This is a genomic window from Mycolicibacterium madagascariense (genome assembly GCF_010729665.1).
Lineage (GTDB): Bacteria > Actinomycetota > Actinomycetes > Mycobacteriales > Mycobacteriaceae > Mycobacterium > Mycobacterium madagascariense.
The window spans coordinates 1,492,741-1,514,718 of sequence record NZ_AP022610.1; the positions used below are offsets into that span (position 1 = coordinate 1,492,741).

Sequence of the window (21,978 nt, forward strand, 5' to 3'; positions counted from 1 at the left end):
CCGAGCGCACGCTTCTTGACGGCCCCACTCGCGTTTCGCGTACACGAAGCGTGCGCTCGGCGCATGGCTGAGGCCAGGTTCGACGATCGCGTCGCCGTCGTCACCGGCGGCGGGCGGGGACTCGGTCGGGCCTATGCGCTGCTGCTGGCGTCGCGCGGCGCGAAGGTCGTCGTCAACGACGTCGGCGGCAGCCTGACGGGTGAGGGCAGCGACTCCGGACCCGCGCACGACGCGGCCCGCGAGATCGTCGCCGCCGGGGGAGAGGCCGTCGCCAACGTCGACTCGGTGGCCACGGCCGCCGGCGGGGCGGCCATCGTCGACACCGCGCTTGACCACTACGGCCGCATCGACGTGCTGGTGCACAACGCGGGCAACGTACGGCGAGCCGCGCTGCGGGACATCGGCGTCGACGACTTCGAGGCGGTGCTCGACGTCCACCTGCGGGGTGCCTTCCACGTCGTGCGCCAAGCCTTTCCGGTGATGTGCGATGCCGGGTACGGTCGCATCGTCCTCACGTCGTCGATCGGCGGGCTCTACGGCAACCACGACGTCGTCAACTACGCGGTCGCCAAGTCGGGCGTCATCGGGCTGTCGAACGTCGCCGCGATCGAGGGTGCCGCGCACGGCGTGCTGAGCAACGTCATCGTGCCCGCGGCCGTGACGCGGATGGCCGAAGGCATCGACACCTCGGCCTACCCGCCCATGGGTGCCGAGCTCGTCGCGCCCGCAGTCGCCTACCTGGCTCACGAATCCTGTTCCATCACAGGGGAAATGATCGTCGCGCTCGCGGGCCGGCTCGCGCGGGCGTTCATCGCCGAGACCCCCGGCGTGTACCGGCCGTCGTGGTCGATCGAGGAGGTGGGCGAGCAGCTCGACGCCATCCGCGACGACACCGCACCGGTGGTGTTCCCGCCCGTGCCGAACGGGCACGACGAGCACATCCGTTACAGTTTCACGATGGCGAGTCAGGCGATCGGTCATGTCTAGCGGCCCGCTGCAGGGCGTACGGGTCATCGACCTCACCGCCGTCGTGATGGGGCCGTACTGCACCCAGATCATGGCCGACATGGGCGCCGACGTCATCAAGGTCGAGCCGCCCGCCGGGGACAACGCCCGCTACATCTCGGTCGGCCCGGCACCCGGGATGAGCGGGGTCTTCTACAACGTGAACCGCGGAAAGCGCAGTGTCGTACTCGATCTCGCGACCGCGGAGGGCGCCGACGCCCTGCGGACGCTGGTCGCCGACGCGGACGTCTTCATCCACTCGATGCGGGCGCGGGCCGTCGCCAAGCTCGGCTTCTCCTACGCCGACGTGGCCGCGATCAACCCGGCCATCGTCTACACCAACTGCTACGGCTACAGCCGCCGCGGACCGGAGGCCGACCGCCCCGCCTACGACGACATCATCCAGGCGCAGTCGGGTCTCGCGGCCGTGCAGGAGATGCTCACCGGCGAGGCGACCTACGTCGGCAGCATCGTCGCGGACAAGGTCGGCGGCCTCACCGCGCTGTACGCCACCATGATGGCGCTGTTCCACCGCGAACGCACCGGCGAGGGGCAGGAGGTGGAGGTCAGCATGTACGAGACCATGGCGTCCTTCCTGCTCGTCGAGCACGCCAACGGCAAGATGTTCACCCCGCCGCTGGGTCCCGCGGTCTACCCGCGGACGGTGGCGCGCAACCGCAAGCCGTACCCGACGAAGGACGGACACGTCGCGGTGCTCATCTACAACGACAAGCACTGGAAGGCGTTCGTCGACGCGGTGCAGCCGGAGTGGAACGACGATTCGTTCGCCACCCTGGAGCAGCGCGCCAAGCAGATCGACGTCATGTACGGACGGATCGCCGAGACGCTGCTCGAGCGCACGACGGCCGAATGGCTCGAACTGTTCGGCGAACTGCAGATCCCCGCCGCGCCCATTCAGACACCCGACGAACTGTTCGACGACCCGCACCTCGACGCCGTCGGCTTCTTCGAAACCGTCGACACCCCGCACGGGCCGGTGCGCTTTCCCGGTGTGCCGACGTGGTTTTCGCGCACTCCCGGCCGGGTCGCCGGGGCCGCGCCCGCACTGGGCGCCGACACCGCCGAGGTGCTGGCCGAGGACCCGCGCCGCTAGACGGTGCGCGCCAGCCGGTCGGCCAGCAGCGAGGCGAACCGCGCCGGATCGTCCAGCGCTCCACCCTCGGCGAGAAGCGCTGTCCCGTACAGCAATTCGGCCGTCTCGGCGAGACCGTCCTTCTCGCTGGACGCGGACAGCGCATCGCGCAGACCGGTCACCAGAGCGTGGTCGGGGTTGAGTTCGAGGATCCGCTTCCCGACCGGAATCTCCTGCCCCGACGCGCGATACATCCGCGCGAGCTGCGGCGTGATGCCGAACGTGTCGGTGATGAGGCATGCCGGCGACGACGTCAGGCGCGTCGAAAGCCGCACTTCCTTGACGTGCTCGTCGAGGGTCTCCTTCAGCCACGTCAACAGCTCGGTGAAGTCGCCGTGCTCGGCCTCGTCGGCGTCGTCGTCCGCACCGAGGTCGACCTCGCCCTTCGCGACCGACTGCAGCGCCTTGCCGTCGAAGTCCGGCACCGACCCGACCCACACCTCGTCGACGGGATCGGTCAGCAGCAGCACCTCGTAGCCCTTGGCCTTGAAGGCCTCCAGGTGCGGCGAACGCTCCAGCAGTGCCTTCGACTCGCCCGTCGCGTAGTAGATCTGCTCCTGGCCCTCCTTCATCCGCCCGACGTAGTCCGCGAGCGTCGTCGACTCGCTGAACGTCGACGCGAACGACGACGCCCGCAGCACCGCGTCGCGGTTGTCGCCGTCGGAGATCAAGCCCTCCTTGAAGACCCGGCCGAACTGCGACCAGAACGTCGCGTAGTCGTCGGGACGGTTGGCCTGCAGGTCCTTGATCGCCGAGAGCACCTTCTTGGTGAGGCTGCGGCGGATCACCTTGATCTGGCGGTCCTGCTGCAGGATCTCGCGAGACACGTTGAGCGACATGTCCTGTGCGTCGACCACGCCCTTGATGAACCGCAGGTACTCCGGCACCAGGTCGTCGCAGTCACCCATGATGAAGACGCGCTTGACGTACAGCTGGACGCCGGTGTGGCCGTCGCGGTTGAAGAGGTCGAACGGGGCCATCGACGGGATGAACAGCAGCGCCTGGTATTCGAAGGTGCCCTCGGCCTTCATCGCGATGACGTCGAGCGGCTCGTCCCACGCGTGGGCGATGTGCTTGTAGAACTCGGCGTACTCCTCGTCGGAGACCTCGCTCTTGGGCTTGGCCCACAGCGCCGTCCGCGAGTTGAGCGTCTCCGTCTCGACGGTCACCGTCGGCTCGCCGCCCTCCTCGGCTGCCGGCGTGGTCTTCTCGACCTCCATGCGGATGGGCCACGAGATGAAGTCGGAGTACTTCTTGACCAGCTCGCGAATCTTCCACGGCGCGGTGTAGTCGTGCAGCTCGTCGTCGGTGTCCGCGGGCTTGAGGTGCAGCGTCACCGACGTGCCCTGCGGCGCGTCGTCGACGGTGGCGATCGTGTAGGTGCCGTCGCCGCTGGATTCCCAACGGGTGGCCGAACTCTCGCCCGCCTTGCGGGTCAGCAGCTCGACCTCGTCGGCCACCATGAACGTCGAGTAGAAGCCGATGCCGAACTGGCCGATCAGCTCCTCGGTCTGCCCGGCCTGGTTCGCCTCGCGCAGCTTCTGGCGCAGCTCGCCGGTTCCCGACTTCGCGAGCGTGCCGATGAGCTCGACCACCTCGTCGCGCGTCATCCCGATGCCGTTGTCACGGATCGTCAGCGTCCGCGCGGCCTTGTCGATCCCAGTTCCCGTCGCCCCGATGTCGATCTCGATGTGCAGATCCGACGTGTCGACCTCGAGGTCCTTGTTGCGGAACGCCTCGAGCCGCAGCTTGTCCAGCGCGTCGGACGCGTTGGAGATCAACTCCCGCAGGAACGAGTCCTTGTTGGAGTAGATCGAGTGCACCATCAGCTGTAGCAGCTGGCGGGCCTCTGCCTGGAATTCTCTCTGTTCGACCTGCTCGCTCACGCGGCCATCCTAAAACCCGGCGACGATGGGCGAATGCGGGACTCCACCCGCGCGGGTGGCGTTGCTCGTCGACGGTCGCGTCGAGGTCCGACGCCCAGGTGTCCGGCTCGGCAAGCGGCTCAGGGCGCCGGCATTCGGCGCGCTGCGGTGGTGTGGGCGTGTCGTCGGTGGGCGCGGGCTCGTCGCACGGCGCAGGCTCGTCGCACGGCTCGGGCTCGGGCTCGACGAACGTCTCCGGCCGCCAGCCTTCGGCGCTCAGCGGCGGAGTCGTGTCGGGCTCCGGCTGGGGTACCGGGACAGGCTCGGGCGGGTTCACGGGTTCGACTCGCCCATCCGGCTCCACCACCACGTCCCGCCGCGTCGCGGGAACGTCGGGGCTCCAGGTGTCGGCGTCGGGCATCCGGAACCGCTCGGGGTGGTGATAGTGGTTGACCCGGCTCTGCCCGGTGTCGAGGTTCGTGGGTGGATACCACTCGGTGTCGTGGTCGGCGTTCATGCGGGTGGTCCAGCCGCCGGGGCCCACCATCCGATTGTCCGACCCGCAGGCCAGGCTCATCTCGTTGACGTTGGTGTTGCCGCCCTCGCACCAGTCGGCGACCGTGTGGTGCACCTGGCTGCCGTACGCGGGTACGGGGCAGCCGGGTTTCGTGCAGCCGCCGTCGCGCAGGATGATGGCGAGCCGCTGAGCGGTCGACGCGGTCCGGCGGGTCCGGAAGAAGTCCAGCACCTCGCCCGTGACGTCGTCGAACACCCCGAGATAGCTGTTGGCATTGTTCTCGGCGGCCAGCCGCACCAGGTCCTTGATCGGCATGGCCCCACCGCCGCCGGTGCTGGCGGTCCCGGTCATGGTCATCAGGTCCTGCAGGGTGGGCGAACCAGGATCGAGGTCGGCAGGCCGTTGAGGCGGCCGAGCTCGCCCTTGTCCAGCGCTCGACGCCCGATGAAGTACGCGGCGTCGTGTTGACGCTCGGCGAAAGTGCGCGTGTCGCCGTCGATCTGGGCCTGGCTCGGCGTTCCCGAGACGCACGGCTCGTCGTCGGCCGGGTTGCACATGCCGGGGGCGGCGAACTTGGCCATGAGCACTTCCCACACCGCGCGGCACGCGGGTGTCATGGTGACGGTGAACTCGGTCATCCCGTCAGGGCGTTGCCGACCCAGGTGCGCACCGCGACGGTGTTGGCGCTCTTGATCATTCGGTGGCTGACCGTCCTGATCCAACAGGAACAGCGTCTTGTCGACCTGGTCCCGAAGGGCCTTCGGCCCGCCCCCGACGCCGTGGCGAACCCAGTCCACCTCGATCTGATCCCGTTCGTCCCGCTGGACCCAGCCCGGGAGCTTCGCGATGCCCTTGCGGATGATCTCCACGTGCTCGTTGGTCAGGAACCCCATCCGCTGGGCGACGGCGACCGCCTCCAGCGACGGCGCCATCAGCTCTCCGGTGAAGGACCGGCGGGGCCCCAGCAGGGCGGCCTGATCGAGCCGCATCTTGGCCTCGCTACCGGAGAGCCGCCACCGCGTCGCGAGCACGTCACGCCACGACTTGGCGCCCATCTCGACGGCCGTGGTCTGCTGCTGCAACTGGGCCAGGCCGCGGTGTCGGTGGGCGGCGGTGCGGCACTCGGCCTCTTCGAGCGCGTCGAGCAACGCGACGGTCTCGCCGGCCGTCAGCGAGTCGAGATCGCAGGCATCGAGTTCGTCGTGGACCGCGCGCAGCGCTGCCACCGCGGCGAGCGCACGTTCCGAGGACATGACTCGAACATACCTTCGACCACCGACAAGACCGTCCGAGCTGTGACGCTAGAAACCCAAGTGACGCAAGAGCTTTAGCCGAAGTGCACACCCTGGGCGAGCGGGAGTTTCGAGCTGTAGTTGACGGTGTTGGTGGCGCGCCGCATGTAGGCCTTCCAGGCGTCCGAGCCGGACTCGCGGCCGCCGCCGGTCTGCTTCTCGCCGCCGAACGCGCCACCGATCTCGGCGCCCGAGGTGCCGATGTTGACGTTGGCGATTCCGCAGTCCGAGCCGTCGGCGGCCATGAAGGTCTCGGCCTCGCGCACGTCGGTGGTGAAGATGGCCGACGAAAGACCCTGTGGCACGGCGTTGTTCAGCGCGATGGCTTCGTCGAGCGCGTCGTAGGTCAGCACGTAGAGGATGGGCGCAAACGTCTCCTCGTGCACGACCGCGGTCTGTGCCGGCATGCGCACGACGGCCGGTTCGACGTAGAACGAGCCCTCGCCCAGATCGCGTCGCGCGCCGCCGACGACCTCCCCGCCGTCGGCGCGGGCCTTCTCCAGCGCACCCACCATGTCGCGGTAGGACCGTTCGTGGATCAGCGGCCCGACGAGGGTGCCGTCGGCGGCCGGGTCGCCGATCGGCAGGCTGCGGTACGCCGCAGTGATGCGCTCGACGAGCGTGTCGACGATCGAGTGATGCGCGATGACGCGTCGCAGCGTCGTGCAGCGCTGCCCCGCGGTACCCGCCGCCGAGAAGACGATGCCGCGCACGGCGAGATCGAGATCCGCCGACGGCGCCACGATGGCGGCGTTGTTGCCACCGAGTTCCAGCAGCGACCGGCCGAACCGCTGGGCGACGCGCGGGCCGACCTCCCGACCCATCCGCACCGACCCGGTCGCGCTCACCAGTGCGACGCGTGGATCGTCGACGAGTTGCTCACCGATGTCCCTGTTGCCCAATATGATTCGGCTCACGTCGGCCGGTGCGCCGACGTCGGCGGCGGCCCGCTCGATCAGCGCCTGGCAGGCGATCGCGGTCAGCGGTGTCAGCTCCGAGGGCTTCCAGACGACGGTGTCACCGCACACCAGGGCGATCGCGGTGTTCCACGCCCATACCGCGACGGGGAAGTTGAACGCCGTGATGACGCCGACGGCGCCGAGCGGGTGCCAGGTCTCCATGAGCCGGTGGCCCGGCCGCTCGGAGGCGATCGTGCGGCCGTACAGCTGCCGCGATAGCCCGACCGCGAACTGGCAGACGTCGATCATCTCCTGCACCTCGCCGCGCGCCTCGGAGGTGATCTTGCCCGCCTCGATCGTCACCAGCGTGCCGAGGTCGGCCTGGTGTTCGACGAGCAGTTCGCCGAGCCGGGCGACGAGAGCGCCGCGCACCGGGGCCGGGGTGATCCGCCACTGCGCGAACGCCCCTGCGGCGGCGGCGATCGCGGCGTCGGCGGCGTCGGGCGTGGTCTCGGGAACGGTGCACAGCACGTCGCCCGTGACGGGTGTGCTGGCCGGCAGACCGGACTCGCCCGGCGCGCCGAGCTCGACGGTCGCACCGACGGCCTGCAGCGCCGCGCGGGCCCGGTCTCGGAGCGTCTCGGCGGTGGGGAGGCTCATGGGACTGCTTTCTCCTCGTCGTGGTGTGTGGATAGGGGCCTGACGGACGGTCACCGCGTCGCCTCGCTGCGATAGTCTCCGGCCATGGCCGACGCCGCGGACGAGCTCGACGACATCGACCGCACGCTGGTTCGCGAGTTGGTGGCGGACGGGCGTGCCACGCTCGCCCACCTGGCCGCCGTCGCGGGGCTCTCGGTGTCGGCGGTGCAGTCGCGCGTGCGACGGCTGGAGACCCGCGGCGTGGTCCTGGGATACCGCGCGCGCGTCGACCCGGAGGCCGTCGGCAACATGCTGTCGGCGTTCGTGTCCATCACTCCCATCGATCCCTCTCAACCCGACGACGCGCCCGCCCGACTCGAGCACATCGAGGCCATCGAGTCGTGCCATTCGGTGGCCGGGGACGAGAGCTACGTCCTGCTGGTGCGGGTCCGCTCGGCCAGAGCGCTCGAAGACCTCCTGCAGCAGATCCGGACCGCGGCGAACGTCCGAACCCGAAGCACGATCATCTTACAGACTTTTTACGATGGCCGTGACGTCATACCGTAGAAGATACGGCCAAACGGGCCACGGACCGTAAATAATCCGTTAGGATGGCGGCATGACCGCCGTCCTGCCTGCGCGCGACCTCGCCTCCCACGTCGACCCCGTCGACGTCCACGCGGTGCTTGGCCGCAGCATCCTGGCCGACGGTCTCGACCTCGTGCTCGACGTCGAGCGATCGCAGGGTTCCTCCCTCGTCGACGCCCGCACCGGGGAGCGCTACCTCGACATGTTCACGTTCTTCGCCTCCTCGGCGCTCGGCATGAATCACCCCGCGCTCGCCGAGGACCCGGCGTTTCGCCGCGAACTCGCCGCGGCCGCGGTCAACAAGCCGAGCAACTCCGACGTCTACAGCGTGCCGATGGCCCGCTTCGTGCAGACCTTCGCCCGCGTCCTCGGCGATCCCGCCCTGCCGCACCTGTTCTTCGTCGACGGCGGCGCACTGGCCGTCGAGAACGCCCTCAAGGTGGCCTTCGACTGGAAGAGCCGCTGGAACGAGAGCCACGGGATCGACCCCGCCCTCGGGACCAAGGTCCTTCACCTGCGCGGCGCGTTCCACGGCCGCAGCGGCTACACGCTGTCGCTGACCAACACCGACCCCAACAAGGTCGCGCGGTTCCCGACGTTCGACTGGCCGCGCATCGACGCGCCGTACGTGCGCCCCGGCGCGAACATGGCGGAGCTCGAGGCCGAGTCGCTACGGCAGGCCCGCGCGGCGTTCGAGGCCCATCCGCACGACGTCGCGTGCTTCCTGGCCGAGCCCATCCAGGGGGAGGGCGGCGACCGCCACTTCCGCGCCCAATTCTTCGCCGCCATGCGCGATCTGTGCGACGAGTACGACGCGCTGCTGATCTTCGACGAGGTCCAGACCGGCTGCGGGATGACCGGAACCGCTTGGGCCTACCAACAATTGGGCGTCACGCCCGACGTCGTGGCGTTCGGCAAGAAGACCCAGGTGTGCGGCGTGATGGCCGGCGGCCGCGCCCACGGGGAGCAGTCCCGCACCAGGGTCGACGACGTTCCCGACAACGTGTTCGCCGTCAGCTCGCGGATCAACTCCACCTGGGGTGGCAACCTGACCGACATGGTCAGGGCGCGGCGCATCCTGGAGACCATCGAGGCCGAACGGCTGCTGCCGCAGGTGGCCGACCGTGGGCGCCACCTGCTCGACCGCCTCGACGACCTCGCCGCCGAGTTCCCGGAGCGCGTGCTCCATCCCCGCGGCCGCGGTCTGATGTGTGCGTTCAGCATGCCGACGACGGCGCAGCGCGACGCGTTGATCGCCGCGCTGTGGGATCGGCACGTGATCATGCTCGCCAGCGGTCCCGACAGCGTCCGCTTCCGGCCCGCCCTCACGGTGTCGGAGGCCGAGCTCGACGCGGCCGTCGACGCCGTGCGCGCGGCGCTCGCCGAGCTGTAGCCGCGGTCAGGGGACGACCAACCGGCGGATCGTCGAGGCCAGTCGGGTCAGGTCGTCGCCGCCGACCAGCACGCACCCGTGCCGCTCGGCCAATGTGCGTGCGGCGGAGGTGAAGTCGTGGTTGGTCACGACCATCGTGTGGGTGCAGTCGTGCATCGGCGCACCGGCCACGACCTCCTGCACGGCGCCGGCGCCCACCGGACGCATCTGCCGTTTGCATTGAATCGCGAGGCGATTCGGCCGTCGACCGACGACGAGGTCGACGCCGAAGTCGCCGGTGATCTTCGTCGTCATCACCGGTGCGCCACTGGCCCTGGCGATGCGGGCGACGTGGTCCTCGAACTCCACCCCCGACATCGCCTGCTTGGCGATCGCGGGATCCTCCCTGGCGGCCGGCGTGCGGGCACCGCGGAGCACGCCGACGAGGAACGCCGGGAGCGAGGGCGCCAGCGCGCCGATGGCGATGCTCCACGGCCATCCGACACCCAGTGCATGCGCCGCGATTCCCGACGCCAGAGCCACGACCAGGTAGACCTTCCACACGTGGCGAAGGGTAGTGCGGCACGCCGACAACGCGCGCGAGACTGATTCCGACGACGCAAACTCCGGGTGAGGCGTCGTGAGATTCAGTCTGGGCGCGAAGAGCCGTTGAGCGCCCGCCACACCCGGGCCGGGGTCATGGGCAGCTGGTGCAGCCGCGCCCCGCAGGCCCGCGCGATCGCATTGGCGATGGCGGGGGCGACCGGGTTGTAGGGCGATTCGCTCATCGACTTGGCGCCGAAGGGGCCGAGCATGTCGTACGTGTCGGCGAAGTAGACCTCCGTCACGGGCAGGTCGGCGAGCTGGGGGATGTGGTAGTTGCGCAGTTCGGCGGTGGTGACGCCGCCGTCGGGACCGGTGCGCATCTCCTCGTACAGCGCGCTGCCGATGCCCTGTGCGACACCGCCTTCGACCTGTCCGCGGCACTGCTCGGGGTTCATCACCACCCCGGCGTCGGCGGCGTGCACCGACTGCAGGATGCGCACCTCGCCGGTCTGGACGTCGACCGCGACCCGGCAGCCGTGCACGTTGAACGCCACCGATCGCGGGGTGCCGTCGTGGCGGCCGTAGCCGATCAGCGGCTGGCCGGGCGGCGCGTCGGCCATCGCGGCGCGCAGCTCGCGGCAGGCGGCCTGCACCGCGATGCCGGCGACCACCGTACCGGCCGAGCCGAACGCACCCGTGTCGTAATGCGTTGCGTCGGTGTCGGATTGGCGGAGGCGGATGCGGCTGGAGTCGACGCCCAGCTCCTCGGCGGCGATCTGGGTGTGCACCGTGGAGGTGCCGTTGCCGAACTCGGCGGTCCCGACCGACAGCGTGAAGTCGCCGTAGGCGTCGCGGGAGACCGACGCGTCGGCGAAGTGGCCGCGCGGCGGGATGGTGGCGATCATCGCGATGGCCATGCCCTCGCCGACCCGCCACCGGGCGCCGTCGGGCACCGGGCTCCCGCCGCCCCCGGCCAACGCGCGCTGCACGAGGTCGAGACATTGATCGAGGCCGTAGCTGCCGTAGCTGAGGTCGTCGTCGGCGACGTGGGCGTCGGTGAAGGGATCACCGGGGACGACGACGTTGCGCCGCCTCAGGTCGAACGGGTCGATGCCGAGCCGCTCGGCGAGCTCGTCCAGTGCCGACTCCACGGCGAAGATGACCTGGCCGAGACCGTAACCGCGGAAGGCCCCCGACGGAATGTTGTTGGTGTACACGGCCGCAGCGTCGACGCGCTTGTTGGCGCAGCGATAGACCGAGACCGACTCGCCGCAGCCGTGGAACATGACGCCGGTGCTGTGGTTGCCGTAGGACCCGGCGTCGACCAGGACGTCGACCGCGAGCGCCGTCAGCACGCCGTCCGGACCCGCCGCGACGGTCGCGTCCACCCGGAACGGATGCCGGCACGGTGCGGCGACGAACTCGTCGGAGCGACTGAACTCGTAGCGCACCGGCAGGCCGAGCCGCAGCACCGCCAGCGCGACGAGGTCCTCGGTCAGCATCTCCTGCTTGCCGCCGAAGCCGCCGCCCACCCGCCGGGTGAACACGTGCACCTCGGAGCGGTCGAGTCCGAAGACGTGACACAGCTCGTCGCGCACCAGGAACGGGACCTGCGAGCTGGTGCGGATCACCAGGCGGCCGTCGTCGTCGCGCCACCCCGTCGACCCGTGCGTCTCGAGGTGCGCATGCTGCACGCGCTGGGTGTGCCAGCGCCCGGTCACGACGGCGCCGCCGGCCGCGGTGGCCGCCGCCACGCCGGCGTCGACGTCACCGGTACCGCCGTGCAGTTCGGCGACGAGGTTGCGCGACGGGTCGGCGATGCGGCTGTCGGGACCCTTGTCGCCGTGCACCAGAGGGGCGTCCGCGGCCCGCGCGAGCTCCGGGTCGAGCACCGCGGGCAGCTCGTCGTACTCGACATGAATTGCGCGACAGGCCTTCTCGGCGATGGCGACGGACTCGGCGACGACGGCGGCCACGCGCTGGCCGACGAAGCGCACGGTGTCGTCGAGGATCACTGTGTCGTCCGGATCGTCGAGCCTGTTGTCGTGGCGGGCGGTGGAGAAGGCGACGGGAGGAACGTCGCGATGGGTGAGCACCAGGCGCACCCCCGGCAGCGCCTCGGCCGCTGTGGTGTCGATCGCACGGATGCGCGCGTGTGCGACGGGGCTGCGCAGCACCGCGAGGTGTAGCAGACCCGTGACGGCGTGGTCCATCGTGTACTGCTCGGTGCCGGTGACCACGCGCATGGCCGCCGGCGCGCCGACCGAATCACCCGTGCCGCCGGACTTCTTGGTGTTCACGGCGCCGGCCAGCGCGTCGGTGATCGACCGATATCCCGTGCAGCGGCACAGGTTTCCCTTGAGGTTTCGGGGGAGGTCGGCGAGCTGCTCGGGCGACAGCGTCGACGTCGTCGTGATCATGCCCGCGGTGCAGAACCCGCACTGAAAGCCCGCCGCGTCGACGAACTGACGCTGCAGCGGGTGGGGGTCCTCCGGCGTGCCGAGGCCGCTGACGGTGGTGACGTCACGCCCCGCGGCCCGGAACGCGGGGAACACGCACGAGTGCACGGGCGTCCCGTCGACCAGGACCGAGCAGGCACCGCAATCGCCTGCGTCGCAACCCTTCTTGACCTCGAAGTGCCCGTGCTGGCGCAAATACGTGCGCAGACACTGGCCCGGGCCCGGATCCGATTGCAGCGCTTGACCGTTGACGTTGACGAGGAAGCTCATGGGTGCCCCAGCTCCGCGCAGATCTCCTCGGCCAGCACCAGGGAGACGCCGCGGCGCCAATCGGGATCCCCGTGTGCGTCTTGGGTCCAGGCGTCCGAGGGGATGCCGGCGTGCGCCGCCCGCACCAGCTCGACGTCGACGGCGGGCAGCCTGAACACGTACGGCCTGACCGTGGCCGCGGTGATCGACAGGACGAACGTCCCGTCGGCGTCGACGCGCCCGATCACGACGATGCCGGAACGCCCGAGCGGTGACGGCGCCAGCTTGCGGAACGCGGTGCGCCCGCTCAGCGCCGACGCGGGCAGCCGCAGCGCGCGCAGGACCTCACCCACGGCCAGCACGTTGGAGGAGGCGCCGGTGACGAACTCGGTGATCGGCATCTGGTAGTCCTCGCCGGTGGGGCGCCATACGACCACCTCGCCGTCCAGCGCGCTGGCCAGCGAGATCATCGACCCCGCGGGGAAGGACAGGCAGACGTTGCCGCCCACCGTGGCGGTGTGCCAGATCTTGAAGGACGCCAGCAGCGCCGAGCAGCACTGGTGGAACAGGGGGGCGGCGGTCCACGCCGCGCGCTCGGCGGGCAGCCGTCGCGACAGCGCGGACACCTCCGCCAGCGTGCAGGTGGCGGCCAGTTCGAGCCCGTCGTCGCGCACGGTGATCGACGGCCACCGCAGCGCCGCCAGGTCGACGAGCCTGCGCGTCTCGACCTGAGGCTCGGAGAACAACCACGTCCCGCCCGCGAGGACGGCGTCGGTGGGGCCCAGCGGCCACAGTTCGGCACGCTCGCGCGGCGCACTCACCGTCTCGACGGTGTTCAGGTCCATTCGACGACGGTAGTCACGCGCGGCCTTCGGCGCACGTCCTGTTCGACCGAAGACCCGGTGCGCGCGGGGGCCGACCTGGAGGGTCGGTCAAAGTCGTTGCCGCGACGCGGAACTGGCGGCGCTGGCCTTCGAGGTTTAGGCGTCGACGGGGTGGGCACCCAGGGCGGAATGGACTCGGCCCAGCGAGGCGGAGATCGGACAGGGGCGCATCGGCGGCGGAAACGACCGGAGTTCCCGCCCAATGGCGATCGGAGTAGTAGTGGTTAGCTGGGAGCCTGCTCGGGGTAATCTCGCCTCGAGATCACTTGGAGGGCGCGTGTCAGACGGTCAAGACGGCCACGGCGAGGGGCATCGGAGCCCACGATCCATCGAGGTACGGGTAGCGGCGAAGCTGGAGAATCTCGCGGTGTTGCGCACCGTGGTCGGCGCCGTCGGAACCTATGAGGACCTCGACTTCGACAGCGTGGCCGACCTTCGGCTGGCCGTCGACGAGGCCTGCACCCGCCTGATCCGCTCGGCGACGCCGGACGCCACGCTGGTGCTGGTCGTGCACCCGCTCGACGAGCAACTGGTCGTCGACGTCTCCACCGCGTGCTCGTCGCCGGACATCGTCGTGCCGGGCAGCTTCAGCTGGCACGTCCTGAGCTCGCTGACCGACGAGGTGAGCACGTTCCAGGACGGGCATGGACCCGACGATGCGCAGGTCTTCGGGATCTCCATGACGACCAGGCGAGCGAGCTCGCTGCGGTGACGACGCCGTCCTCTCGGGGTTCGGCGTCGCCGCGATCGAACTCTGAATACGCGGACGTGGTCGACATGTTCCGCGCGCTCCAGAGCCTCGAAGAGGGCTCCGTGAAGTTCACCCGCCAGCGCGACAGGATCGTCGAACGCTGCCTGCCGCTCGCCGACCACATCGCCCGCCGCTTCGACGGCCGCGGCGAGCCGCGCGACGACCTCGTCCAGGTGGCCAGGGTCGGTCTGGTCAACGCCGTCATCCGCTTCGACGTCGACGCCGGGTCGGACTTCGTGTCCTTCGCGGTGCCGACCATCATGGGCGAGGTCCGCCGCCACTTCCGGGACAACAGCTGGTCGGTCAAGGTGCCGCGGCGGCTCAAGGAGCTGCACCTGCGCCTCGGTGCGGCGACGGCCGAGCTGTCCCAGAAGTTGGGGCGCGCGCCCACGCCGTCCGAACTCGCGGCCGAACTGGAAATGGATCGCGACGAGATCGTCGAGGGGCTCGTCGCGGGCAGCTCGTACAACACGCTGTCGATCGACGGCGCGGGCGGCGGCACCGAGGAGGCACCGGCGATCGCCGACACCCTCGGCGACGTCGACCTCAGCCTCGACCAGATCGAGAACCGAGAGTCGTTGCGGCCCTTGCTCGCCAGCCTCCCCGAGCGCGAGCGCCAGGTGCTGCTGCTGCGATTCTTCGAGTCGATGACGCAGACCCAGATCGCCGAGCGGGTCGGCATCTCGCAGATGCACGTATCGCGGCTGCTGGCGAAATCGCTTGCCCGCCTTCGTGATCAGCTCGACGAATAGCTAGACCAACCAGCCCTGGTAGGAGTCCCAGGCCGGGCCGGGCGGCGGGGCGTCGTCCCTGGTCACGGTCGCCTGGATGAAGCCGTAGGGCCGGTCGTCGGCGTTGAACACCTCGCGGTGGTTCTCGACGCCGAACGGGGACAGGTCATAGACGAAGTGGTGCTTGTTGGGGGCGGCCAGGCGCACCTCGGCGATCGTGGGGTACGTCTCGAGCACCGCCTTGCCCATCTCGAACAGCGTCTGCTGCAGGGCCAGTGACTGCACCACGGCGAACTGCTTGACCAGTTGGGTCTTGACGCCCTCGTAGGTCGCCTCCCAGTCGAGATCGGTGCTGGCATACCGCCACTGCGCCGTCAGCGAGGTGGCCATCACCCTGTCGTGGGTCGGCTCCAGGATCGTGTAGGGATCGGTGAGGAAGTCGGCGAACTCCGATCCCGTCGACTTCAGGATCGTCATGTCCTTGAGGCCGCCGACGACCCATTCGCCCTCGGCGTCGACGGTGATCGCGGCGGTGCGGACCTCCTGGCCGGTGCGGATCCAGGTGTGGTCGTGTTCGGCGCCGTCGACGACCGCGCGCTGCCAGGCGTACTCGTCGATCTCGATGCGCGCACCCTGCACCGGTGCGACGTCGTGCACGAAGTGCCGGGCCAGGGCGAGGCCGTAGTCCTCGATCGACGTCAGGCCCTTCTCCTTGGCGTAGGCGTAGGCGGTCTGCTTCTGCGTGTCGGTGGGCAACACCTCGGACTGGTCACCGGCGAGGTATGCCGCGCTGAAATCGCCTCGCAGACAGGTACTTACGTTGACGTCGTGGATCTCGTGCCGCGGGGTGTCGCGGTAGATCCTGACGATGCGATTCTCGGCCTTGCCGTACTGGTTGGTTCCCAGGATGATCTCGGACACCGCTCAACTCCCTCGGTAGGTGGAAAACGCGTACGGCGACAGCAGCACCGGAACGTGGTAATGGCTTGTCGGATCGGTGATTTCGAAGGCGATGATCACCTCGGGGTAGAACGTCGGCACGTCGAGTCTGGCGAAGTAGCTCCCGGTGTCGAACCGCAACCGGTAGAACCCCGCGGGCAGATCGTCGCCGAGGCTTCCGACGCGCCCGTCCCCGTTGGTGGTCGCCGTGGTGAGGGTCGCGCCGGAGACGTCGGTCAGGCCGACCTCGACCCCCGCGGCGGGGCGGCCGGACATCGCGTCGAGGACATGGGTGGAGAGGCTCATGGGTCCACCTCCTCACGCGAACAGCCGCAAATGTGCGCAATCTGCGGCGTGTCGCGGCATGTTTGCGGCTGCTCGCGGGGATGACTCAGCACGAGGCGGGCTCGCTCAGCAGCCGTTCCAGCCGCAGCCGGTTGATCTTGGCCAGCTCGCTGCGCATCACGCGCCGTTCGGTCTCGGGGTCGTTGTGCAGGCGGTCGGTGAGGATGTCGAGCAGCTCCTGCGCCGACCGGCCGCTGGCGCACACCAGGTAGACGTAGCCGAACTTCTCGTCGTACTCGCGGTTCTTGGCGGCCAGCTCGGCCTTGACGGCGTCGTCCGCGGTGGCCACGGCGGCCTGCTCGCGCGCCGAGGAGGCGTTGTCGACCTTGGCGCCGATGCGGGGATGCCCGTCGAGCGCCGCGTCGATCTCGGCGTCGGGCAACTCGGCGAGCACCCGGTCGGCGCGGTCCAGCAGCGCGTCGACGTCGCGGAACGGGCCCCCGGCGAGGACGCGGCGGGCCCAGATGGTCGACGAGCAGACCCCGAAGAGCAGGTTCATCCGCTGTCGGTCGGTCAGCCGGGTGAAGCCCGCGAGGCCCAGCGCTCCCTGAGTGGGCATCAGGCCAATTCGTTGAGCCGGCCGAACCGCGCCGCGGCGATCGGGTTGGCGTTGGCCACCAGGTCGTCGAAGCGGTAGTTGGCGATCTTCGCGATCTCGATGAGGGCGAACGCCTTCTCCGCCGGCGTCGAATTGTCCATCCGCGACCAGCCGTTCTTGAGCACCCGGTCGAAGTGCTCGGTCTCGCGGGCACAGATCACCAACGGGAACCCGAAGTGCTCGCGATAGGCGGACGCCAACTCGACGACGTCGTTGTGGTCCTCCTCGGCGAGGTTGCTCAGCGCGACGTGGTCCACGGCGAGCGCGTGCCCCGTCTCGTCTTCGGCGCCGAGGTCGTGGAACGCGTTGATGAGCTGGAGCTGCTGCTCGGACGATCCGGTCAGCACGGCGTCCTGGAACGCGTCGCGCAGCGCCTTGGTGTCGGCGTAGGGGCGCTGTTCGAAGGCCCGCTCGACGGCCCACGGCACGTCCTGCACGACGTGCCCGAACACCTCGGTGAAGCGCTCCCTGGTCATCGCGTTCACTTCGTCGAGGCTGATGGTGCCGCCGCCGGCCACCCGCGGGCCCTTGCTGATGCCGAGATGGAAGAACACCACGTTGAGCAGGATGGCGGCGATGCCACCGATGCTGATGCCGCTGCCGAACAGCAGGTCGATGCCCTTCGGCATGGACTTGGCGACGTCGGGGTAGGCCGTCACCCACAGCGCCAACGCCAGGCTGGTGGTGACGATGATCAGGTTGCGGTGATCAGTGAAGTCCACCTTGCCCAGCGTCTGAATGCCCACCGCGGCCACCGTCGCGAACAACGTCAGCGACGCCCCGCCGAGCACCGGATTGGGGATCGACGACACGATGGCGGCCACCTTGGGCAGGAAGCCGAGGACGATCATGATGACGCCGGCCGCGGCGACCACCCAGCGGCTCTTGACCCCGGTCAGCCGGACCAGCCCGACGTTCTCGGAGAACGCGGTGTAGGGAAAGGAGTTGAAGACCCCGCCGATGACGGTCGCCAGCCCGTCGGCGCGCAGCACGTTGCCGATGTCGGAGGACTTGATGCGCTTGCCGACGATCTCGCCGGTCGCCATGGTGCTGCCCGTGGACTCGACCGCGGTGATCAGCAGGATGATGATCATCGTGACGCAGGCGACGACGTCGAACTTCGGCATCCCGAACAGGAACGGCTGGGTGAAGCCGATCGGCGCGGCCGCACCCACCTTGTCGAAGTTCATGTCGCCGAGGGCGAAGGCCACCGCGCAGCCGACGATGAGACCGAGCAGGACCGCGATGGTGGCCATGAAGCCGCGGAAGATGCGCTGGATCGCCACGATCACCGCGATGGTCCCCAGCGCGTAGAGCAGCCAGCGGATGTTCGACGGATCATGTTCTCCGGTATGGGGATTGGTGACGGCGTCGCCCGCGCCGACGGGGACCAGGCACAGCCCGATGATCGTGATCAGCGTGCCCGTGACGACCGGCGGGAAGTAGCGCAGCAGCTTGACGAACACCGGCGCGATGAGGAACGTGAACACCCCCGCGACGATCACCGCCCCATAGACGTAGAGCAGGCTCGCCGCGCCGCCGCCGTGGGCCAGCCCGATCGCGATGATCGGCGAGACGCCCGCGAACGTCACGCCCTGCAGCAGCGGCAGCCGCACGCCCACCTTCCAGAAGCCGACGGCCTGGATGATCGACGCGATGCCGCACGTGAAGAGGTCCGCCGTGATCAGCTTGACCAGGTCCTCCTGCGGCAGCTTGATCGCGCCCGCAATGATGATCGGCACCAGGACCGCACCGGCGTAGAACGCCACGACGTGCTGAAACCCGTAGAGGCCCAGCTTGGGAACCGGGAGCACCTCGTCGACCGGGTGGACGCGCTTCTTGGTGACCTTGAGTACCGGGGCCGACATGGGTCAAGAATCGACCAGGTGGACGATGTTCGCATGTCGAAGGCCTCCGCAGTTGCAGGCGTGCTCCTGGCCGCCGGTGCCGGAACCCGGTTCGGCATGCCGAAAGTGCTTGCCGCCGACGGTGTTTGGCTGCACCGGGCGGTCGCGGCGCTGGCCGACGGGGTGTGCGACGACGTCGTGGTGGTGCTCGGAGCCGCGGTGGTCGACGTGCCCGCCGGGGCCAGGGCCGTGATCGCGCCGGACTGGGCCGACGGGATGAGCGCGTCGCTGCGGGCGGGGTTGGCCGCCGTCGACGACGCGGCGTGGGTGGTCGTGCACCTCGTCGACCTGCCCGACGTGCCCGCCGAGGCCGTCGCGCGCGTCCTGCTCGCCGCGCGGTCCGCGCCGTCCGGATTGGCTAGGGCGACCTACGGCGGACGGCCCGGCCACCCCGTCGTCGTCGCCCGTCGGCACGTCGCGCCGCTGGCGGGAACCCTCGCCGGCGACGAGGGTGCCCGCGGCTATCTGGCCGGTCGCGACGACGTCGTCGGCGTCGAGTGCGGTGACGTGGCCACCGGGCGCGACCGCGACCGCGGGTAGCTGCCCGGTGTCGCGGGCGGGGCAGTGGTATGAAGGACGGGCGTCGGAATGGGGTTCCGTGCGCGGTCGGTAACCGGCCTCAGGGGGAGTGGCGCGCGATGCGCCACGGGTCATGAAGGTTGTCATGAAGAACGGCAAGACCGACGACGTCGACGGCACGCCCGCCGACGAAACCGTCGACTTCGGGATCGACGGGGTGCGCTACGAGGTCGATCTGTCCTCGGCCAACGCGGCGATCCTGCGCGGCGTCATCGCACAGTGGGCCGAACGCGGCCGCCGAGTGGACCGGCGACGGGTGCGCCACCTCGTACCGGCGGACCCGTGGCGTCGCTACGTCAGCAGTGGGGAGCGCGTGGCCATCCGCCAGTGGTGCGTGGACAACGGCTATCAGGTCGGCGGCCGCGGCCCATTGCCGTTCCACCTCGTCGACGCCTTCCGGGCCGCGAATTCCTCAGGCGCTCACGTGGAGACGCGAATGTTGAGGACCTCGGAGGCGTAGCGCCGAACGGTGTCCTCGGACATCGCGGCCGCATCCTCGTGGCCGGGCCGCGCCCGGCTCCTCATGAAGCCCGTCGCGGGGTCCAGGGTGATCTCGGCGAGCAGCTCACCGGTCGACGGCTCGCACACCGCCCACGTGTAGAGCGTGTCGTCGGCCCACGCGTCGGCCGCGTCGTGGACGTAGTCGAGGTCGGTCTCGCCGAGATCGGCGAGTTCGGGTCGGTCGTCCACGCGGTCGTCGTACCGCAGGCCGCGCAGGTACCAGGTGCCGTTGTTGATCTCGACGGGTTCCATTCGGGTCCTCCCGATGCGCCGAAACTGCTGTGAGATCGCGATGCTGGCGCTCTTCGCGATCTCCCAGCAGTCTCGGCGGGTGGTTGCAAGCCTGCGGCGGCGGCTAGTCCTTGATCTCGGCGAGCACGGTGCCCTGGGTCACCGCGGCACCCGCCTCGACGGCCAGTCCGGTGATCGTGCCGTCCTTGTGGGCCGTCACGGGGTTCTCCATCTTCATGGCCTCCAGCACGGCGACGAGGTCACCCGCGGACACCTGCTGGCCCTCCTCGACGGCGACCTTGACGACCGTGCCCTGCATGGGGGCCGTCACCGCATCACCGGACGCGGCAGCGCCACCGACCGCCCCACGCTTGCGCGGCTTGGGCTTCTTGCGGATGACGCCGGGCGTCGCGGCAGCACCCCCGCCACCGAGCGCGAGGTCGCCGGGCAGCGAGACCTCGACGCGGCGGCCACCGACCTCGACGACGACCTTCTGCCGGGGCTGCGGGTCCTCCTCGTCGAGCGGCGCGCCCGCCGTGAACGGCTCGACGGTGTTGTCCCACTCGGTCTCGATCCAGCGGGTGTGGACGGTGAAGCCGTCGTCGTCGCCGATGAACGCCGGGTCGGACACCACGGCGCGGTGGAACGGGATGACCGTGGCGAGACCCTCGACGGTGAACTCGGCCAGCGCGCGGCGCGAGCGATCCAGCGCCTCGTCGCGGGTGGCCCCGGTGACGATGAGCTTGGCGAGCATCGAGTCGAACTGTCCGCCGATGACCGAGCCGGTCTCGACACCGGAGTCCAGGCGCACGCCGGGACCCGTCGGCGGATCGAACAGCGTCACCGGGCCCGGGGCGGGCAGGAAGCCGCGGCCCGCGTCCTCGCCGTTGATGCGAAACTCGAAGGAGTGACCGCGCGGCGTGGGGTCCTCGGTGATCTCGAGGGCCTCGCCGTTGGCGATCCGGAACTGCTGACGCACCAGGTCGATGCCCGAGGTCTCCTCGGTCACCGGGTGTTCGACCTGCAGGCGCGTGTTGACCTCGAGGAAGGAGATGAGGCCGTCCTGCCCGACGAGGTACTCGACGGTGCCCGCGCCGTAGTAGCCGGCCTCCTTGCAGATGCGCTTGGCCGACTCGTGGATCTCCTTGCGCTGCGCGTCGGTCAGGTACGGCGCGGGCGCCTCCTCGACGAGCTTCTGGAAGCGGCGCTGCAGCGAGCAGTCGCGGGTGCCCGCGACGATGACGTTGCCGTGCGTGTCGGCGATGACCTGGGCCTCGACGTGGCGCGGCTTGTCGAGGTAGCGCTCGACGAAGCATTCGCCGCGGCCGAAGGCAGCGACGGCCTCGCGGGTCGCCGAGTCGAACAGCTCGGGGATCTCCTCGATGGTGCGCGCCACCTTCATGCCGCGCCCGCCACCGCCGAACGCGGCCTTGATGGCGATCGGGACGCCGTGCTCCTTGGCGAACGCGACGATCTCGTCGGCGTCCTTCACCGGCTCCGGGGTGCCGGGCACCAGCGGCGCCTGCGCCCTGGCCGCGATGTGGCGGGCGGTCACCTTGTCGCCGAGGTCGCGAATCGACTGGGGGCTCGGCCCGATCCAGATGAGCCCCGCGTCGAGCACGGCCTGGGCGAAGTCGGCGTTCTCGGAGAGGAATCCGTAGCCGGGGTGCACGGCGTTGGCGCCGGACTTGGCGGCGGCGTCGAGCAGCTTGCCGAAGTCGAGGTAGGACTCCGCGGAGGTCTGGCCACCCAGGGCGAAGGCCTCGTCGGCGAGGCGCACGTGCGGCGCGTTGGCATCCGGATCGGCGTAGACCGCGACACTGCTCAACCCGGCATCCTTGGCGGCCCGGATCACCCGGACGGCGATCTCGCCACGGTTGGCGACGAGCACCTTGGAGATCTTCGAGCTGGCGTGACTTGGCACTGCG

At 69.7% G+C, this 21,978-nt stretch carries 19 protein-coding genes and 1 pseudogene; 8 read left to right on the forward strand and 12 right to left on the reverse strand.

The features are described 5' to 3' along the window. Nucleotides 1-63 precede the first annotated feature (63 nt). A complete protein-coding gene (locus tag G6N60_RS07020) occupies nt 64-987 on the forward strand; it encodes an SDR family NAD(P)-dependent oxidoreductase (RefSeq protein WP_163734442.1) in 924 nt (307 codons plus the stop codon). After that, nucleotides 980-2,119, forward strand: coding sequence for a CaiB/BaiF CoA transferase family protein (locus G6N60_RS07025; protein ID WP_163734446.1), 1,140 nt, complete (start codon nt 980-982; stop codon nt 2,117-2,119). The genes G6N60_RS07020 and G6N60_RS07025 overlap by 8 nt, the downstream gene beginning before the upstream one ends. Here G6N60_RS07025 and htpG read toward each other — a convergent pair. The 3 genes and pseudogenes from htpG to amaB form a co-directional block, all read right to left on the reverse strand. Beyond that, the gene (gene htpG / locus G6N60_RS07030; RefSeq protein ID WP_163734451.1) at nt 2,116-4,044 is read right to left on the reverse strand and encodes a molecular chaperone HtpG; all 1,929 of its coding nucleotides are present in this window, start codon (nt 4,042-4,044) and stop codon (nt 2,116-2,118) included. The two genes, G6N60_RS07025 and htpG, sit on opposite strands and share 4 nt — an antisense overlap. Before the next feature lie 247 nt (nt 4,045-4,291). After that, nucleotides 4,292-5,793, reverse strand: a pseudogene (locus G6N60_RS29010) (DUF222 domain-containing protein); the annotation flags it as partial. A gap of 74 nt (nt 5,794-5,867) precedes the next feature. Further along, nucleotides 5,868-7,391, reverse strand: coding sequence for an L-piperidine-6-carboxylate dehydrogenase (gene amaB, locus G6N60_RS07040; RefSeq protein WP_163734454.1), 1,524 nt, complete (start codon nt 7,389-7,391; stop codon nt 5,868-5,870). An 84-nt stretch (nt 7,392-7,475) separates the two neighbouring features. Here amaB and G6N60_RS07045 point away from each other — a divergent pair, with 84 nt between their 5' ends. Together G6N60_RS07045 and lat are read left to right on the forward strand one after the other, a co-directional pair. Continuing rightward, nucleotides 7,476-7,937: an Lrp/AsnC family transcriptional regulator gene (locus G6N60_RS07045; RefSeq protein ID WP_163734457.1), complete on the forward strand. Its 462-nt coding sequence runs from the start codon at nt 7,476-7,478 to the stop codon at nt 7,935-7,937. A 52-nt stretch (nt 7,938-7,989) separates the two neighbouring features. Then, complete coding sequence (gene lat / locus G6N60_RS07050; protein ID WP_163734459.1) at nt 7,990-9,351, forward strand: L-lysine 6-transaminase; 1,362 nt, start codon at nt 7,990-7,992, stop codon at nt 9,349-9,351. 6 nt (nt 9,352-9,357) lie between these two features. On the opposite strand, the gene G6N60_RS07055 is transcribed toward lat, so the two are convergent. From G6N60_RS07055 to G6N60_RS07065, 3 genes are all read right to left on the reverse strand, one after another. Continuing rightward, a complete protein-coding gene (locus G6N60_RS07055; protein WP_246240400.1) occupies nt 9,358-9,894 on the reverse strand; it encodes a restriction endonuclease in 537 nt (178 codons plus the stop codon). An 83-nt stretch (nt 9,895-9,977) separates the two neighbouring features. Continuing rightward, complete coding sequence (locus tag G6N60_RS07060) at nt 9,978-12,605, reverse strand: molybdopterin-dependent oxidoreductase (RefSeq protein ID WP_163734462.1); 2,628 nt, start codon at nt 12,603-12,605, stop codon at nt 9,978-9,980. Continuing rightward, entirely contained in the window at nt 12,602-13,429 is an 828-nt protein-coding gene (locus G6N60_RS07065; RefSeq protein WP_163734465.1) for an FAD binding domain-containing protein, read from the reverse strand. Before G6N60_RS07065 ends, G6N60_RS07060 begins: the two co-directional genes overlap by 4 nt. A gap of 316 nt (nt 13,430-13,745) precedes the next feature. Between G6N60_RS07065 and G6N60_RS07070 the strand changes: the two genes are divergently transcribed. Both G6N60_RS07070 and G6N60_RS07075 read left to right on the forward strand, forming a co-directional pair. After that, a complete protein-coding gene (locus G6N60_RS07070) occupies nt 13,746-14,180 on the forward strand; it encodes an ATP-binding protein (protein WP_163734468.1) in 435 nt (144 codons plus the stop codon). Continuing rightward, nucleotides 14,177-14,971, forward strand: coding sequence for an RNA polymerase sigma factor SigF (locus G6N60_RS07075; protein ID WP_163734471.1), 795 nt, complete (start codon nt 14,177-14,179; stop codon nt 14,969-14,971). The genes G6N60_RS07070 and G6N60_RS07075 overlap by 4 nt, the downstream gene beginning before the upstream one ends. On the opposite strand, the gene pucL is transcribed toward G6N60_RS07075, so the two are convergent. The 4 genes from pucL to G6N60_RS07095 all read right to left on the reverse strand — a co-directional run bounded on the left by pucL (nt 14,972) and on the right by G6N60_RS07095 (nt 18,700). After that, nucleotides 14,972-15,871: a factor-independent urate hydroxylase gene (gene pucL, locus G6N60_RS07080; RefSeq protein WP_163734474.1), complete on the reverse strand. Its 900-nt coding sequence runs from the start codon at nt 15,869-15,871 to the stop codon at nt 14,972-14,974. A 3-nt stretch (nt 15,872-15,874) separates the two neighbouring features. Continuing rightward, nucleotides 15,875-16,195: a hydroxyisourate hydrolase gene (gene uraH / locus G6N60_RS07085; RefSeq protein WP_163734477.1), complete on the reverse strand. Its 321-nt coding sequence runs from the start codon at nt 16,193-16,195 to the stop codon at nt 15,875-15,877. Nucleotides 16,196-16,280: 85 nt separating this feature from the next. Then, nucleotides 16,281-16,793: a 2-oxo-4-hydroxy-4-carboxy-5-ureidoimidazoline decarboxylase gene (gene uraD / locus G6N60_RS07090; protein WP_163734481.1), complete on the reverse strand. Its 513-nt coding sequence runs from the start codon at nt 16,791-16,793 to the stop codon at nt 16,281-16,283. Continuing rightward, a complete protein-coding gene (locus tag G6N60_RS07095; RefSeq protein WP_163734484.1) occupies nt 16,793-18,700 on the reverse strand; it encodes a PbuX/PucJ/PucK family nucleobase permease in 1,908 nt (635 codons plus the stop codon). The genes uraD and G6N60_RS07095 overlap by 1 nt, the downstream gene beginning before the upstream one ends. A 33-nt stretch (nt 18,701-18,733) precedes the next feature. Here G6N60_RS07095 and G6N60_RS07100 point away from each other — a divergent pair, with 33 nt between their 5' ends. Together G6N60_RS07100 and G6N60_RS07105 are read left to right on the forward strand one after the other, a co-directional pair. Then, nucleotides 18,734-19,279 (forward strand): nucleotidyltransferase family protein, encoded by a 546-nt coding sequence (locus tag G6N60_RS07100; RefSeq protein WP_163734487.1) that lies wholly within the window; start codon nt 18,734-18,736, stop codon nt 19,277-19,279. Between the two features lie 124 nt (nt 19,280-19,403). Beyond that, nucleotides 19,404-19,778, forward strand: coding sequence for a histone-like nucleoid-structuring protein Lsr2 (locus G6N60_RS07105; protein ID WP_246240402.1), 375 nt, complete (start codon nt 19,404-19,406; stop codon nt 19,776-19,778). Here the strand turns inward: G6N60_RS07105 and G6N60_RS07110 are convergent. After that, on the reverse strand, nt 19,739-20,071 hold the full coding sequence (locus G6N60_RS07110) for a hypothetical protein (protein WP_163734492.1): 333 nt from the start codon (nt 20,069-20,071) through the stop codon (nt 19,739-19,741). The two genes, G6N60_RS07105 and G6N60_RS07110, sit on opposite strands and share 40 nt — an antisense overlap. 103 nt (nt 20,072-20,174) lie before the next feature. Beyond that, the gene (locus G6N60_RS07115; protein WP_163734495.1) at nt 20,175-21,974 is read right to left on the reverse strand and encodes an acetyl/propionyl/methylcrotonyl-CoA carboxylase subunit alpha; all 1,800 of its coding nucleotides are present in this window, start codon (nt 21,972-21,974) and stop codon (nt 20,175-20,177) included. Nucleotides 21,975-21,978 lie beyond the last annotated feature (4 nt).

Excerpts from the sequence above, each read along its gene's own strand:
- uraH (WP_163734477.1), bottom strand. The coding sequence starts at position 16,195 with ATGAGCCTCTCCACCCATGTCCTCGACGCGATGTCCGGCCGCCCCGCC.
- G6N60_RS07045 (WP_163734457.1), top strand. The coding sequence starts at position 7,476 with ATGGCCGACGCCGCGGACGAGCTCGACGACATCGACCGCACGCTGGTT.
- G6N60_RS07065 (WP_163734465.1), bottom strand. The coding sequence starts at position 13,429 with ATGGACCTGAACACCGTCGAGACGGTGAGTGCGCCGCGCGAGCGTGCC.
- uraD (WP_163734481.1), bottom strand. The coding sequence starts at position 16,793 with ATGCCCACTCAGGGAGCGCTGGGCCTCGCGGGCTTCACCCGGCTGACC.
- lat (WP_163734459.1), top strand. The coding sequence starts at position 7,990 with ATGACCGCCGTCCTGCCTGCGCGCGACCTCGCCTCCCACGTCGACCCC.
- G6N60_RS07100 (WP_163734487.1), top strand. The coding sequence starts at position 18,734 with ATGTCGAAGGCCTCCGCAGTTGCAGGCGTGCTCCTGGCCGCCGGTGCC.
- G6N60_RS07110 (WP_163734492.1), bottom strand. The coding sequence starts at position 20,071 with ATGGAACCCGTCGAGATCAACAACGGCACCTGGTACCTGCGCGGCCTG.
- G6N60_RS07025 (WP_163734446.1), top strand. The coding sequence starts at position 980 with ATGTCTAGCGGCCCGCTGCAGGGCGTACGGGTCATCGACCTCACCGCC.
- G6N60_RS07060 (WP_163734462.1), bottom strand. The coding sequence starts at position 12,605 with ATGAGCTTCCTCGTCAACGTCAACGGTCAAGCGCTGCAATCGGATCCG.
- G6N60_RS07020 (WP_163734442.1), top strand. The coding sequence starts at position 64 with ATGGCTGAGGCCAGGTTCGACGATCGCGTCGCCGTCGTCACCGGCGGC.
- G6N60_RS07095 (WP_163734484.1), bottom strand. The coding sequence starts at position 18,700 with ATGTCGGCCCCGGTACTCAAGGTCACCAAGAAGCGCGTCCACCCGGTC.
- amaB (WP_163734454.1), bottom strand. The coding sequence starts at position 7,391 with ATGAGCCTCCCCACCGCCGAGACGCTCCGAGACCGGGCCCGCGCGGCG.
- G6N60_RS07105 (WP_246240402.1), top strand. The coding sequence starts at position 19,404 with ATGAAGAACGGCAAGACCGACGACGTCGACGGCACGCCCGCCGACGAA.